Genomic DNA, 14,038 nt, shown 5'->3' on the forward strand with positions numbered 1-14,038 from the left:
TTAGCTGGACGAACTTCAGTGATTGCAGTGTTCCCTTGGCGGCGTTAGCCGCGCTTGGGCGCGCATGGGATGCCGCCGCAGCAGTTTTCAGTGAGAAAGCCGATGAGGCCATTCATGGTTTGGATGTCTGCGGAGTAGATCACGAAGCGACCGTCTTGCTTAGACGTGAGCAGTTTCGCGTGCGTCAGCTCCTTTAAGTGGAACGACAGCGAGGAGGGCGCGATGTCGAGCTGCTCGCCGATCTTGCTGGCTGCGAGCCCGTCGGGTCCGGCCTGTACAAGCAATCGGAACACTGCCAGCCTGCTCTCCTGGGCCAACGCCGCCAACGCCGCCAATACATCATTCGTCTGCATGGTCGCACTCCATTCGATGTTTCGAGAATCGTGGAAATATAATACCGTAGTCGGTGCGACATTTCAAATAATCTCGAATCACCTTGACGACTTGATGACACACGTCGCGAGGTTTATTGCCAAGCGGAGAACCCTACTGACCGACTAGGGTGCTGGCGGCAGAGTCGCAAGTCCACGCAAGATTTCGCACTCCCGTACCGATGCACCGTGGCGACAGCTTGCACGCAAGCGCGCGAGTTCCTCCTGTAAAGCCAGGAGCTCCGCCATTTGTTGCTGGATCTGACTCATGTGCTGATCCACCAATGCGTCGACGCCTAAGCAAGGCTGATCCGGGTTGTCCTGGAATAGCAGTAACGATTTGACTTCGCCCAGCGACATGCCGAGCGACCGGCACCGGCGGATAAAGGTCAGACGGGCCTCATGCGACCGGTCGTAGAGCCGATAATTGCCGGCGGATCGCCCCGGCGCGGGCAATAAGCCTTGCTGCTCGTAGAAGCGAATCGTCTCCGGCAGGCACCCGGCGCGAGCCGCCAACTCACCAATTTTCAAGTACATCGCCGTCTCCGCTTGACCTTGTAGTTACTAGAGGAATTCTAATCGGATTTTGGAAGGAGAATGCCATGGCCGATTGCTGCTCGAACGCATGTGGCGCAGCCCAGGTCTTGAACAGGCGCTACCGGCGAGTCCTGTGGATTGCCTTGTTGATCAATGTCGTGATGTTCGGAATCGAGCTGGCAGCAAGCTTGCATGCCGGATCCGCCGCGCTGCTTGCCGATTCTATAGACTTCTTTGGCGACGCCGGCAACTACGCAGTGTCGCTCTTCGTACTGACTATGGCAGCGGTATGGCGTCCCCGTGCGGCATATGCGAAGGGCATCGTGATGGGCAGCTTCGGCGTGCTCGTCTTATGCAAGGCACTGTGGGCGGGCCTCGAGGGACAGGCTCCAAGCGCAATCACCATGGGCACGGTCAGTATCGTAGCCTTCATGGCGAACGGTGTGGTGGCGATCCTTTTGTACGCCTTTCGCGAAGGCGATGCGAACATGCGCTCTGTGTGGCTTTGCACGCGCAACGATATGATCGGGAACTTGGCCGTGCTACTGGCAGCTGGCGGCGTGTTCGGTACGGGCTCCGCATGGCCGGATATAGCCGTCGCGTCCATCATGGCAGTGCTCGGGCTGACCTCCGCTTGGGAGATCGTCCGGCACGCACGGGTCGAGCTCGATATGTTGCGGGCGCAGCCGCTAGGCGCGTAATTCAATGGTTGCCTCATGCCCTGGAAAGCCATATTGGCGGCCCGGTTGGCGGGTTTGCTATGCCTGCACCGCAGGCGCTCGGTTCTGCTGAGGCCGTCTGCAGGGGCTGCGCAATTCGTGCAAGAGCTCAAAAGTCGCTAGAAGGAGGCCATGAAAGTCATTCTTTTGCTGATCCTGGCCATGGCCCTGTGCACCAGCGCGCTCGTCGCACGACTGCCGTCCGGATCGGCACTGTTCACTGCCATGTCTTAACGTGGGCTGCGCGCCCATCGGGCTGGCCATCGCGCCGCCGCCGGTGCCGGTTGGCTGGATTGCGAGCCGATGCCGGCAGTGCGCAGATGTCCGAAGTCAGCGCGGTCTTACCGTCGCCTAATCCCGCCATTTGGGTTCCGCCCGACTGAAAAATGCGATAGCTCACCGCATTTTTCTAATACTACAGGAAGAACCCATGAAATCCAAACTCATCAAAATCACGGTCGCCGCCGGCTCGCTGCTCACGTCGGCCGACGCCCTCGCTGCGGCGAACGCAGAGGCTACACCGGTGCAAGGGCCGTACTGTTCGACGGCGGTATCGATGGTGAAAGTATCGCTCTATATTTCGAACTCTGGCATTGACATTGGAGTTTCAGCCAGCGCTATGGTGATAATTCGCCAACACGACACACAAGAAGTAGATTATTGTAGCTATAGCAGACCATGCAAATGCTGGGTGTAAATGCAGAGGCGCAACAGTGTACGCTACAAGAGCTGCGCAGGCTATCAGTCCGCCAGCCAACCCGAAAGTGCATCGTTCAGGACAATGTCGCTGGAACTGATGGGTACGAACGGTTCGCCGCACAGCTGCGTCCAACAGGGCTGGACAGAGCAGAATTAACGTTCCAATGACCAGTGAGCGCAGTAGCGCCAGGCGATAGAAGGCGAGAGTCATCATTGCGTTCAGCGCCTTGCTGTAGCGGCCATTGCTAAGACGGGTGCCGATCGCCTCCAGGCCGGCCGCCAGACGTTGTTCCGGCTTGCTCATGCCAACGGTATTCGTCGACGTAGACCGCGCTGCGCTAGACTGGTTCGATGAGAGAGCAAACGCCAAGGCTCGATCGCTGTATGCCTTGCCAAGAGCTGCCCTGCAAGTCATATGGTCAAGTTGGACGGTCTGGTAAAAAGCCTGTGCAGGATAACTGGCCGGTAGCCAGAGCACAAATCCAAGTAGCGCCGTCATCAACGTGACCGCGAGAATGCGGATCATTTCGATAAACCTTGTACGGGGCTCGTAAGGCTGGGGGCGGTATCAAGCAGACGTAACCGACCTTTCATGAGCCTACCGCCCGATACCGAAGCGAAGTATTGGATGTTCGGTAGCTTGCCGAGAATGTCGGCAGGAACCGTCTCTTCCAGCGCTTCGGACAGCTGCGTCGAGGTCGTGGCGGTGAAGTCGCCGACGTGCGTGTCGCTGGCCATTGTTTGTGCCACCCGAAGACTGTGGATTCCAGTCTTGCCGAACGTCTCGACGATGTAATCTTGCGTCAACCTGTCTTTGGTCCTGAACGCAAATATGTTGTTCAGGTTGCCCAGCGCCATGCGCGCCGCGTTCTCACTGCCCAGGCGCTGGGCGAGGTCCGCCAGCGTCTGCAACGCGACGGTCGTGTAAACCCCGCCCTCGGCGCCCTTGTTCAGTATCTCGATCAGTGGCGTATTGATGACGTTTGAGACCTCGTCCACGAATAGGGCAACGCGGCGATATTGGCCTAGGTTGTACAGCATGCCGGCCCGCGCCGCGAAGTCGGCCAGGGCGAGGGCGCCTATAGCCGACGCGACGGAGGAGTCAGGTAATGAATCGAGGCACATATAGAGCACGTGGCCGGCACGTTCGATCTTCTCGAAATTCATGATCGGGCGCTCGTCGTCGCGATCAAGCGGATCAGGCGACAGGGTGCGGCCAAGATCGCCCGAAGTCAGCATTGACAAAATCGGCAGCAGATTGGCCGTGATCTTCTGGTAGTGCTCGCGATTATGACGGAAGACGCGCAGCTGTGAATCGATGACTTTCTCGCGTTGCCCAATGGGGACGTAACGTTCGTAATACTCGACAAGACCCAGCAGTTCCGCAGTTGCCACTGGCGAAGTCGACTTAATCTGTCCCTTATGCCCCCTCTCCAAATGCCTTGCCACCTCGCTCACTTGTCGCCACTGCGTACCGTGCAGCTGCAACATGAGGCGGCGCAGCGTCTCCTCCAGCACTGGTTCGATACCGCCTTCGATATAACGCGTAAGCTTTACCAGATTGGGCCGTTCTTCCAGGTCGACGAGGCCTTGGACGACGACATTGATTGCGTCCCAGCCGAACGCGGAGAATGCCCCCGCCGTGTCGGGCGGAAGAATGGCCTGAATGCGGGAGGCGATCTCGGTCGGCTTTTGCCAGTTGAAGGTGAAGTCGATACGTATCCCAGTTTCGGGAAACGCGGGGTGAAACCACAGGAATGTGTCAGGGCCGCGATAGACCCGGCAGGCGTGCTCCACGATACGCTTGAGGCGCTTCGAATTCTTCGGATCCAGAATGATGACGATGTCACCGCGGCGTATCGCTTGCGCAATCAGCCAGCTGAACATGACGCCTTTGCCGGCCTGCGTCGTGCCGACGACCAGGGTGCCGCCTTCCAGGTTCTGCAGCGGGCGATAGAGCGGTTTTTCGGTTTGCTCGACTCCGTGCACATAGGGCATGCCGATCTCTGCGTCAGGCTGTGCATCGAGTTCGTAGCCGAACAAACGAACCAGTAACGGGGACACCGAGAAATCGCGATAGTCGACCTTGCACAGCTCGTATAGACGCTGCGAGTGCTCCGGTTTCCATTCGAAGCCGTAGCCGAGGAACACCTGGTCGGGATCGGTCGTCAGCCGGTGAAAGTGGCCAAAGCTGATACGCGCCATAGCACGTCCCGATAATGCCGCACGCCGGCGCAGAATGTCTGTGCCTTGAGAAAATCGCCAGGTCGCCATTGTCGCTGCAACAGTACCAATCGCCGCAGCCACGACGTTAGGAATGTAGCCGGGTGAGAGTGCCAGGCAGCCGCAGGCCGATCCGAGCCAGCCGGCGGCGGCATAGAACTCGAACGCCTTTCGCCAAGGCGTTTCAAGTTTGCGCGCCAGCATCGCTACCTCCGCCAGCCGTATCGAGCGGTCCGAGACCCGTTACCGCATCCGTCTTTAGTACGAGCCCCTGGAGTTCGGCACCCTCCAGCACCCTTGTGTGTACCGGGGCGTCCCCTTCCCCTGGGACGAGCATCCCAACCTCGGCGAGGCAGCGGGCTGCGAACCTGACATCGACCTTGGCGGATCGGAACAGTGGCAGAGGAATCAGTATCCCAATGTCCAGCGCATGCGCGCCACCGGCAGCGGAACCCGTTGCCAAGTTGCGCAATGCGGAGCGGATCACACTCGCTACCGCTGCAGGTAGGCGCATGCACGAATGCCGGTCAGGCATGCGTTCAGCCAATTGTCCAGAGAATGCACTCAGGCCCTTTGATCGCTGCGACGGGGCTGTTGATGGGGCGTTCTCCTGCGGCGCCTGAGGGCATTCCTCGATGGAGCATTGAGCGTGAGGAGCCTCGTCGAGCGTTGAGAGCGCGATAGGTGAGAGCACGCTACACGTGACGAGTTGGTTCACCAGTACAAACTCAGGGGCTGCCAGCTTGATCGACTCTATCGGCCCGGAGCACCCCGGAGGTTCGATGTGCCAGATACATCCCGCTTCGTTTTGCACGAGCCAATGTTGCTTGTCCAGAGCAGCCAGCATCTCGTCCGGATCACGCGGCATGCCGTAGAGACGCTCGCGGTCGGCGTAAGCCGACAAGTCGTGCGCGGCGCCTGGCCATGCAACGAAGGTGCCATCTTGGGCGTGCCAGACCCGCGACTTGCCGCTGTTCGGTAGCCAGGTCGCCGAACTGTGGACAAGGTCATGCATACAGTCGATCAGGAGCCTTGCGACGTTTTCGCCTATGGCCGTACCGCCGCGGGCGGCCGACAATCTGCGAATATCTTTGCTGATCGCGCACGCGGCAGCTTTGCGTACCAAAGTGGTGAGGGTATCCGGACAGCCAGGCAGCGGGAGTCTCGCGAGTGCCGCCAGCATCGCTGGGATGACGACGCTATTGTCCGCGCCCAGGTATTCGATGGCTGTAGCAGGCACGATAAGCGGCAAAGCGTAGAAGTTCTGTATGCCATCCAACCTGGGCCGCTCCGACCATACGATATGACAATGGCCGCCGGGGTACCTTTCGAGCCAATCCGATAACGGCAACGAGCAAGGTTGCCAGCAGGAGCCGTCTTGTGCCGTGACCTTTGCGATATTGAGCAGCGGCTGCAGCTCTATGCAAAGCCCCGCGATCAGCGCAGCCAAGCGCCACCTCGGCTCCAGTCCCCGGCGCTTGGTAATGGATGCTCTTCCTTCGAAGATCTGCGCATCGGTGGACTGGAGCGCAAAGAACGCGCATTCCAGCCCTAAGCGAAAGAGTCCGCCCGGCCACGAGAAGTAGTTGTCCGCGGTCGCAGGTAGCCCGTTCACATAATTCGCATATCTCGCGATCACGGTCATGATTTCACTCTCGAACTGACCGTCCTCTCGGCCGTAGCAAAGCTTGAGCCTGCGTAACGCTTCGCCGTTCGCTTCGATGAGCTTGGAGGCCTTGATTGGCGCAAACGGCACGCCTGCTGCCATGTTCTCGCCTGCAGCGGCTTCAGACGGCTGCGGCATACGCTTTCCGCTCGTTTCATCATCGGCTCTGGCAACACCACGCTTGAATATGAACGCCATGAATTTCCCCCGGGAGGAACCTTGATCATCGCGTTAGTCTTGATGGGGCTCCACCCGGAATGAGCGTAGCGGCATATGCTGATTACGTATCTGCTTTCACATGCGCTAACGCGCACACGCTGTGACGAGAGCGTACTGGAACTCGTCGGCAAGGGAACATGGCCTGTATCCGCGGGTCCCTGTCGTACCTTGCGAGCAGTCGGCAAAAGACACATCCGTCCGATGCTGCGCTGAGATTCCCAATGCTCGACAAATAGAGCGAATGGCACTGCGGGCACGGGTAGAGGGCAATGCTTGCCGTCGGATGGGCCCAGATTCCCTTGAGGTGACAAGCCACGTCGAACGCGCGATCAAAGGAGATGCGGGAAGGGCCCGCACACATATTGGCATACATCTTGTAGCCTGCGACAACGGCGTCACTCAGGCCGAAATCGCTGTCGATCAGGCGACAAAAGATGGCTGCGAAGATCGAGAGTTCGGCACGAACCAGTACATTGGTCTTGTCTATTAGCCAGTCCGCAGAGGCGGGCAGGCGGCCGCACTTGAATACTCGTTCGCCAGAAGGGTAGAGCTTTGCGAGCTCAGTGTGCGTCAGACCGGTAATGTATGAGATGGTGCGCATTCGCGCACCGAGCTGCACGCACGCGTGAGCGAGAGAAAGAGCGTGGATATGCCGCTCGACGTATGGGCGGGCCATGCAGTCAGCCTCAGATCGACGCGCGGTTAATCCGACGCTCCACGCGTGCCACAGCAGAGTCGCCCCGGATTTGGCTACTAACGGCTGCAAGTGCGATGGATAGGCCCGGTGGCGCGTCGAGCAGGCGGTCCAAATTGGCGCGGGGAGCGAAGAGGCATTCGGCATGCATGGCAGTCGCCAGCAATTCCAGCCCCTCCAGTGACAGCGATTCGAGCTTCTCTGTTTGGGATCGGGATAGATGAAACTGGTAAGCCGCTGAGATCGGGTCGCGCTGAACGTTGGCATGAATCGCCATCAGCAAATTGAAGTTCACGTACTGTACGTTCGTGAGGTTGAGTTGGTTATCCATGGTTGAGTCCTGTAGCTTGTTGACGCGGTATTCCGCATCTTGGGTGTAAAACGGTTCAAGTCAGAGACAGCACGGTGCTGCTTGTGATTAGGCTAGGCCATGGCTCCTACAATCGCAATAGCAGTTGCTAGCATAATGAAAACTTGGCCGTTTTATTTGTATGAAGACATCAGGACTGCCTGTGGTTGTGGCGTCGAAGCGGATTGGTCTTTGCGCACCGTAGGGTAGCAAGTGCTATGCTATGGGCGTCAAGGGGAACGACATGGTACGAACACACGTGCAGTCCTCGTCGCGGCAGTTGTCCGCGACACTGTCGAAAGCGCCAGACCTTATTCCCGGTTTACGACAGCGGCTGGTCGCCGAACTCGATCGGAGCGGGATCGACGCCACGGAGCGTGTGCGTTACCTGTCGGTAGAGACCGGTCGCGCAGCGCAATCGGTCATGCGCTGGCTGTCGGATCGCTCCCCCGGCCTTCCCGATCTGCGCTCGTTGGCAATCCTGTGCCTGCGACTCGAAGTGGACGCGAACTGGATGCTTGGCCTGGTGCGGCTGCGCCGGCCCTTTCCCAAGGAGAGCGCCCATGCCACCGTGCGCGAACTCGTTCCGCGGATGCCATCGGCAGACTGGACCTCTCGCCTGGACTTTCATATGGACAGACTGGCTCAAGGCTACGATGTGTACCTGATGAAAGGCGATGACATGGCGCCCGTCATTGGTGACGATATGCCGTTTCTGGTCGACGGCAGCGTCAGCGCTATCACTGGAAACGGCATTTACTTTCTCACATTGTCCGGCGTATCAATGGTGCGCTTCGTCGAACGGACCGGAGACACGAAGTATCGCTTGCGTTGCGCGAACGAGCGTTACGAACAAATGACCGTCGACATAGGGAAGTGTAAGAAGGCAGAGTTCGAGGTCATTGGCAAGGTGACGATGGCTTTCGAGCTGAAGAGATTTTAGCTGCTTGGTCACACACGGCGAGAGCCGTGCGTGACCAAGTGTGCTTCAGGCCGGGTCGGCGATCTCGCGCCATTCGCTGTCGCTTAGCGAGACGAGCCGGCCACCCACTGTTTCGAGTTCGGTAGCGCGGTCGTAGTCGAGAACGTCCTGCGAATAGCTTGTGACCGCATTCACGAGTCCGTATCCGGATAGCTGGCTGCCTTCGATCAGGCTGCGCAATACCCCGGAACGTTCGTCCTCCGATAGCGCAAATCGGTGGGCCAGCACTTCCACCGACTTGACGGGATCGTCGGCGAGCTTGATGCCAGCGGTACGGCGCAGCTTGTCCACGATCAGCCTGAACGTCACATCGGATACCGCGGCTTCGACCATGTCGCGCACCTTGAGCAGGATCGCCCGGTCATCTGCCTGCAGCGTGTCTTCCTTGTATAGTTCGACTGCTGCTTCCTGCAGCTGCATGGTCTTACCCAAGTGCTTTTTGCGCAGAACCAGGTCCTTCGCGATCAGACCATTACTGCAAACGAGCCGGTAAAGTAGCGGTTCCACTGTGAGGTGTCCCCATCCGACTTCCGAGTTGCTCACGACGACGCCCGCACAGACCATATCGCCGGGTGCGACTTCGCACTGCAGGCGCCGGCAGATGTACTTGATATACATCCGCGATTCGGTAAGTTCGGTCGAAGCCGGCACCGCCCCAGGCAGACGCTCGAGAATGGGCAGAACAAACTCCGCGACATCGTAGTTGTCCAGCCGGCGATATCGGTCGGACAGGAATGCGCGAACCCTGCCATCGAGCGTCCGGACGAGCCTGTTCTCGTTTCCCGAAGCCTGCAGCCAGGTGTTGACGTTTTCGTCAAGTAGTTCTGGCCGCTCGCGGCGCATGCGTTCGAAATAGCCGAAGGGGATCTTCAGCTTTTCCGCGAGCTGGTGCATCGCAATGTCGCTGACGATATACGCGCGCCGATCTCCCGCCACATCGAGCGCTAATTCGCACGTGCCACCCGGTCCGGTATCGCATTGAATCAGCCGGGATGGTGCAAGCAGGTCCTGTTTGGCGTTGAGCTGACGGCGCAGCTCCACCGCCAAGTCACGCAGATTGCGTCCTGATTTCATTTGATTCTCCTGGAAAGGATTAATAGTGCCAAGCCGGTGAGACTTGGCTATACGGCTCTCGGACGAGCGGATGCGCGTACGGAGCGTTACGGATAGCTCAGACGACTCTGACGAGATGCGCCGAGCGGGCATACCACACATCGGCCCAGTCGCTGCCGGCTCGATGTGGGACAAAAACCTTGACGTCGATCTTCCGCTTACGGGCTGCGCGTGCCAATGTGAATGCTGCCACCTGGCCAGCAAAATCAGAGTCGGCATCGTTATCCGCGTAGATCCTGAGGAAGCGAACACCTGGGGGTATCCATAGGCTTTGCATATTGCTCGCTGATATGGCCGACCACACTGGTTCGCCACTACTGCGCTTAAACACCGCCAGCGCGTTCTCGAGCCCTTCGCACACGTTCAGAACTTCCGTGGCCGGGGCCAGACGAATCGCGCCACCTTCAAAGTTCGCGCACAGGGTCTTTTTCGGCGCAGCGACACTCGCTTTCGAGCCATTCTCCAGATAAATTCTGTGGAGAGCCACGAGCGCGTCGGTCGGGCTGTCTATCCTGGCCAGCAGGGCAGGGTAGTCCCTTACGTGAACGCATCGGTCATCACAAGTGCGCTCGTAGTATCCCAGCGCCGCATGAAACCGCAACGTTGCGGGATAGGTATCCAGCTGCAGCCTGCGTGCGAGCAGGTAGCGATGTGCTTGGTCCGACACTTGTATCGGCCGCGCTTCCGACCAGATCCGGTGCGCCATGTCCAATGCCTTGGCATTGGGCCGCGACGGATCGTGTCGAATCCCGTTTGGGAGCATGCCGATACATTGTTCAACTCGCTCAAGGGTCTCTACAGCGCTCCAACCCATGGTGCCACGCAGAAGCTTGAAACCTCCACCAGCGCCACAGTACCGGCAGTGATAATTCCCCTCGCCGAACTTGTCGGTGTACTGAAAGCGGTCGCGTCCACCGCATCCCGGCAGCGGGCAAGGCTGGTTACGCTTGTTGAGAATCCGCTCGTTCACACCGAGCTGTCGCAGAATTGTGGTCCAACGGCCGTGGGCCAACTGGAGCATCTTCCGATACCTGGTCTCGAATTCGAGCTTGTCCATAAGGTACCTCCAACCAGCTACGTGAAAAGGTCGCCTTCGACATAGCTGCGGCGCAACTGCTCATTGAGCCACTGCGGGTTTCGTTCCAACTGCGAAGCGATCCAATCCGGGCGGGCGGCGATGGCTTGTTGCACCCATGCCGGGTAGGAATCCACTGAAATAGTGAGCCAAACGCCGATCCTTCGGCGAATCCAGTCGCGCACCTCTTCCGAATCGACCATGCCGATGAAGTAGGGTGCCGGGGACAGGGGGCTCAAGCTGACGACTTTCACGCAGTTGACGAAGGAAAATGGCTGCGTATCTAGCGCTGGGTCAGTAAATACCCAGCGTAGCAGGTCCAGCTTTTCTTCGAGCGGTGTTCGCGCGTCTGAAAGGGCCTCAATGCGCTTCAACAGGCGCCAGTGCAGCGAGACGATTTCCTCCTCGGACCATTCACCATCTGGTGAGTCATCGGCGGCTGCTGATTGCAGCAGCGAGCTGTGCTGTGATGCCGCAGCTATTTTTAATGGCCTAAGCCACGCGCGACGCACGAGCTCCTCACGGAATTCTCGGCGCCACGATACCTTGGATGTCATGCTGTTCTCCTTTGTATGGAGGAACGGCAGTCCCCTGCAGGGACCGCGTCCCGGCTTGGGAAATGCGCCGTGTGTGAACGGTGCGTGTGAATGCTGGCGAACTGTCGGCGCGTGCCGATCGGACGGGGTGCCAGCTACCGTCGCGAAAACGCTTCTTGATGCACGCTTGCTGCAGCAGGAATGTTCTCGGAACGACGAAGAGCGGATGGATGCGTGGTGCCGCGAGGAGGGTTCGAAGGCTTGCCTTGATACGCAGGGCTAGCTGCTGCCATATCAAATTATGCCGCCGGTGCACGGTTGTCAATGATTCGCGGGAAACGCGGGTTGGATCCGCCGCGCTGACGCTATGGCATACGATGCGGTCCGGCCCCTCGGACCACTGTTGACGAATTCCGCGCGCACTGGTTCTGATTTCGGGTGGCAAATCGAATAGGACGAATTGAAGATGGATCCGCATACGGCCCATGCGGGAGGAAAAAATGAGCGAGCCCACCAATGCCGAGCCGATCGGTGTCACTACGACGCAGAGCGATAACGGCGAAACCAACCAGCGGCTCTTGTCGAGAGAAGTCAAGACTGACTTCCGCAGGGTCGAGTCTGCTAGCCGCAAGATCCGCACGACATTGCAGAGCCCCGAAGGAAAACGCCTCTTCCTGAGGTTTTTCGATGGGGCCTCGCTGAACATGCACTTCATCACGGTAATCGCGCCGATCAACCTGCCCTCTGCTGAAATCGAAAGCGCAGTGGCCGCACTTGAGGAATTGGTGGAGAAGAACACTGCGCTTCTCAACGATGCATTGGTGCATGCCGAGCAACTCTGTCACCGAAATGGGATCACTGATCTAGCCACTTACGACATCGCTCCGCTGATAGTCGATGCCCGGGTTCACTCGCGCTTCGGCCGACGCTACCTCGAACTCATTTGCAAGGTCGACCAGCTGATGCAAATTCTCGAGACACTCGTTATTGACGAGGTGATGCCGAATGGTGAAATGGCTGTGCGGAAGGCCAAGGCGAAGCGTGCTGTAAGGTCGATCGGTAGCGCAATGCGTCAGACGCGTTTCGGGTTACACAAGCGGATCAACGCACAACAGCTAAAGCAAGGGGCTGCCGAGACTGTCGATCAACAGGATGCAGCGCAGACTGACTCCGAGCAGTTATCGTCCGAAGTAGTTACCGAAGTCTCTGCTGATGCACCCCAAGCCGAGGTCGAGGGGGCGCGGCAATTGGAAGCCGTAGCAGAAAAATAGCAGTCGCAGCTGCAGCGCTCGGCCAGCCTTCGCATCTGCGACGGCTATGGACCAGCGCGAAAAGCATCGTACACAGACAGGCTTTGACTTCAGGAAGATACAGACTAGATTGTACATAGCAGCAGCTGGCCCTGCGTTTCCCGGCCAGCCATCGATCACGGTGCGGCTTCCCGCTGTCACCGTCCCCCTGCAGCAGTTCCATTCCAGTGTGCCAGCTGCGGCTGTGCTCTCAAATCACCATCGAGTATCGTGATCTGAGAGTGCATCCCAACGCGAGCTGGCGCGTGATCACTTCGCAACCAGTCATCTACATAGGCCATCCTGGCCTGTAGGCGCATAGCGCGCCATTTCCATCTTCTTTACGACCATCCGGAGCTGCGCCTACGCGTTGGCACGGCCAAGACTCGCGCGAGCGCGTCACACTCATTTGTTATCACAGGAGGCAACAATGAACAGCATCTTTATGGACGATGACGACGGGTATTTCATGTCGATGGCTGTCTTCTCTGCGTTCATCGACCGGGGCATCCGCACATCGCCTGCGTTCTATGTACTTGGACATACTGGCTCACGCGCGCGTGACCTGGTAGAACGCACGAGCGCGTACCTGCCGATGGCCGTGCGTATCGAACGTGCGATCCTCGAGCTTGACGGCCCGAAACCGCAGTCTGGCAAGACCTTGGAAGAAGCGGTGTGCGTGCCTTTCGGCGCGTGGTTCGTACAGCACTGTTACGACCAGAACAGAAGCCCGTCCGACGCCGCTTGCCGGCACCGACTGGCGAACAGTATCGTCGAACACTTTGCCAAAGGGCAGACGCCGGCACATGCATGGGCTGTCGTCCGCGCGGCAAAATGCGTCGAACCCAGCATCACCTTGCCTGAGGTTGTGGTCAAGGAATCGATCAACTGGGAATGGACCCATGGGATGCCGACCTTCAGCGGTACCCGGCCTCCCGCGGAGCACCCACAATATCCGCGCGCGGCATGGCTCGCGCAAGGGGAACTTTTACATGTTCGCGACTATTGGTCCTGGGTCGACTATCGGCTGCACGCAGCACACGTCATGGCCCAGTATGAGGAGTTGGCAACAATGTCGAACGTATTCGTCGATCTGCTACAGGCGTCGCAGGTGCAGGTTGACGGCCGCGAGGTTACCGACATGATCCGACGCATGGATTTGATCGGCCAGGAGTGCATCGATATCCTGCCAAGCAGTACGGCTTTTACCGCCGGTCTCTTCTCTGCATTGCCGTACATGCAGGGAGTTTTCGCCGCCCTTGACATCAATTTCGAGATGGCGACCTGGATTGCGCGGCCTGTCGCGGATTTCATATCCGAGCACGTCAGGAGCGCCGATCCCGACAACGAGCCGATCATGTCTGGCGCCATCGCAGACTGCGGCGCTTCGTTTCCGATTGTTCTGACGCTGCGCCAGCTATGGCGTGCTGAGTGGCAGGGGGCTGGCGTCTGGGTGCTCGAGGATGGAACCGCGTTGCGCTGTTCCTCGACACGGGGCGGCTCGCCATCCGTTGTTCAGGAACTGTTAGCGATGATTCGATAACGCGGTCCTGTAGTGGTCACGAT

The 14,038-nt window shown here is 58.7% G+C and carries 14 protein-coding genes; 5 read left to right on the top strand and 9 right to left on the bottom strand.

What is annotated here, in order from left to right; translation table 11 throughout:
- Nucleotides 1-44: 44 nt before the first annotated feature.
- Nucleotides 45-353: a helix-turn-helix transcriptional regulator gene (locus tag E7V67_009985; protein ID WUR15407.1), complete on the bottom strand. Its 309-nt coding sequence runs from the start codon at nucleotides 351-353 to the stop codon at nucleotides 45-47.
- A gap of 144 nt (nucleotides 354-497) precedes the next feature.
- A complete protein-coding gene (gene cadR, locus E7V67_009990; protein WUR15408.1) occupies nucleotides 498-908 on the bottom strand; it encodes a Cd(II)/Pb(II)-responsive transcriptional regulator in 411 nt (136 codons plus the stop codon).
- A gap of 65 nt (nucleotides 909-973) precedes the next feature.
- Between cadR and E7V67_009995 the strand changes: the two genes are divergently transcribed.
- Both E7V67_009995 and E7V67_010000 read left to right on the top strand, forming a co-directional pair.
- A complete protein-coding gene (locus tag E7V67_009995) occupies nucleotides 974-1,609 on the top strand; it encodes a cation transporter (protein ID WUR15409.1) in 636 nt (211 codons plus the stop codon).
- Between the two features lie 448 nt (nucleotides 1,610-2,057).
- The gene (locus E7V67_010000) at nucleotides 2,058-2,324 is read left to right on the top strand and encodes a hypothetical protein (protein ID WUR15410.1); all 267 of its coding nucleotides are present in this window, start codon (nucleotides 2,058-2,060) and stop codon (nucleotides 2,322-2,324) included.
- A gap of 524 nt (nucleotides 2,325-2,848) precedes the next feature.
- On the opposite strand, the gene traD is transcribed toward E7V67_010000, so the two are convergent.
- From traD to E7V67_010020, 4 genes are all read right to left on the bottom strand, one after another.
- The gene (traD, locus tag E7V67_010005; protein WUR15411.1) at nucleotides 2,849-4,753 is read right to left on the bottom strand and encodes a conjugative transfer system coupling protein TraD; all 1,905 of its coding nucleotides are present in this window, start codon (nucleotides 4,751-4,753) and stop codon (nucleotides 2,849-2,851) included.
- A complete protein-coding gene (mobH, locus tag E7V67_010010; protein ID WUR15412.1) occupies nucleotides 4,734-6,413 on the bottom strand; it encodes a MobH family relaxase in 1,680 nt (559 codons plus the stop codon). Before mobH ends, traD begins: the two co-directional genes overlap by 20 nt.
- Nucleotides 6,414-6,495: 82 nt before the next feature.
- On the bottom strand, nucleotides 6,496-7,110 hold the full coding sequence (locus E7V67_010015) for a FlhC family transcriptional regulator (GenBank protein WUR15413.1): 615 nt from the start codon (nucleotides 7,108-7,110) through the stop codon (nucleotides 6,496-6,498).
- A 10-nt stretch (nucleotides 7,111-7,120) separates the two neighbouring features.
- Nucleotides 7,121-7,459: a hypothetical protein gene (locus tag E7V67_010020; protein ID WUR15414.1), complete on the bottom strand. Its 339-nt coding sequence runs from the start codon at nucleotides 7,457-7,459 to the stop codon at nucleotides 7,121-7,123.
- 262 nt (nucleotides 7,460-7,721) lie between these two features.
- On the opposite strand from E7V67_010020, the gene E7V67_010025 reads away from it, so the two are divergent.
- Entirely contained in the window at nucleotides 7,722-8,420 is a 699-nt protein-coding gene (locus tag E7V67_010025) for a S24 family peptidase (protein ID WUR15415.1), read from the top strand.
- A 45-nt stretch (nucleotides 8,421-8,465) separates the two neighbouring features.
- On the opposite strand, the gene E7V67_010030 is transcribed toward E7V67_010025, so the two are convergent.
- The 3 genes from E7V67_010030 to E7V67_010040 all read right to left on the bottom strand — a co-directional run bounded on the left by E7V67_010030 (nucleotide 8,466) and on the right by E7V67_010040 (nucleotide 11,204).
- Complete coding sequence (locus E7V67_010030) at nucleotides 8,466-9,533, bottom strand: DUF932 domain-containing protein (protein WUR15416.1); 1,068 nt, start codon at nucleotides 9,531-9,533, stop codon at nucleotides 8,466-8,468.
- Nucleotides 9,534-9,630: 97 nt separating this feature from the next.
- Nucleotides 9,631-10,629 (bottom strand): toprim domain-containing protein, encoded by a 999-nt coding sequence (locus E7V67_010035; GenBank protein WUR15417.1) that lies wholly within the window; start codon nucleotides 10,627-10,629, stop codon nucleotides 9,631-9,633.
- Between the two features lie 17 nt (nucleotides 10,630-10,646).
- Entirely contained in the window at nucleotides 10,647-11,204 is a 558-nt protein-coding gene (locus tag E7V67_010040) for a hypothetical protein (GenBank protein ID WUR15418.1), read from the bottom strand.
- A 479-nt stretch (nucleotides 11,205-11,683) separates the two neighbouring features.
- Here E7V67_010040 and E7V67_010045 point away from each other — a divergent pair, with 479 nt between their 5' ends.
- The gene (locus tag E7V67_010045; protein WUR15419.1) at nucleotides 11,684-12,454 is read left to right on the top strand and encodes an AcaB family transcriptional regulator; all 771 of its coding nucleotides are present in this window, start codon (nucleotides 11,684-11,686) and stop codon (nucleotides 12,452-12,454) included.
- A 448-nt stretch (nucleotides 12,455-12,902) separates the two neighbouring features.
- Entirely contained in the window at nucleotides 12,903-14,015 is a 1,113-nt protein-coding gene (locus E7V67_010050; GenBank protein ID WUR15420.1) for a hypothetical protein, read from the top strand.
- Nucleotides 14,016-14,038: the final 23 nt, after the last annotated feature.

Source organism: [Empedobacter] haloabium (genome assembly GCA_008011715.2).
GTDB lineage: Bacteria > Pseudomonadota > Gammaproteobacteria > Burkholderiales > Burkholderiaceae_D > Rugamonas > Rugamonas haloabia.

Bases quoted from the DNA above. Each gene is read 5' to 3' on its own strand.
- E7V67_009985 (WUR15407.1), bottom strand. From the start codon at position 353: ATGCAGACGAATGATGTATTGGCGGCGTTGGCGGCGTTGGCCCAGGAG.
- cadR (WUR15408.1), bottom strand. From the start codon at position 908: ATGTACTTGAAAATTGGTGAGTTGGCGGCTCGCGCCGGGTGCCTGCCG.
- E7V67_009995 (WUR15409.1), top strand. From the start codon at position 974: ATGGCCGATTGCTGCTCGAACGCATGTGGCGCAGCCCAGGTCTTGAAC.
- E7V67_010000 (WUR15410.1), top strand. From the start codon at position 2,058: ATGAAATCCAAACTCATCAAAATCACGGTCGCCGCCGGCTCGCTGCTC.
- traD (WUR15411.1), bottom strand. From the start codon at position 4,753: ATGCTGGCGCGCAAACTTGAAACGCCTTGGCGAAAGGCGTTCGAGTTC.
- mobH (WUR15412.1), bottom strand. From the start codon at position 6,413: ATGGCGTTCATATTCAAGCGTGGTGTTGCCAGAGCCGATGATGAAACG.
- E7V67_010015 (WUR15413.1), bottom strand. From the start codon at position 7,110: ATGGCCCGCCCATACGTCGAGCGGCATATCCACGCTCTTTCTCTCGCT.
- E7V67_010020 (WUR15414.1), bottom strand. From the start codon at position 7,459: ATGGATAACCAACTCAACCTCACGAACGTACAGTACGTGAACTTCAAT.
- E7V67_010025 (WUR15415.1), top strand. From the start codon at position 7,722: ATGGTACGAACACACGTGCAGTCCTCGTCGCGGCAGTTGTCCGCGACA.
- E7V67_010030 (WUR15416.1), bottom strand. From the start codon at position 9,533: ATGAAATCAGGACGCAATCTGCGTGACTTGGCGGTGGAGCTGCGCCGT.
- E7V67_010035 (WUR15417.1), bottom strand. From the start codon at position 10,629: ATGGACAAGCTCGAATTCGAGACCAGGTATCGGAAGATGCTCCAGTTG.
- E7V67_010040 (WUR15418.1), bottom strand. From the start codon at position 11,204: ATGACATCCAAGGTATCGTGGCGCCGAGAATTCCGTGAGGAGCTCGTG.
- E7V67_010045 (WUR15419.1), top strand. From the start codon at position 11,684: ATGAGCGAGCCCACCAATGCCGAGCCGATCGGTGTCACTACGACGCAG.
- E7V67_010050 (WUR15420.1), top strand. From the start codon at position 12,903: ATGAACAGCATCTTTATGGACGATGACGACGGGTATTTCATGTCGATG.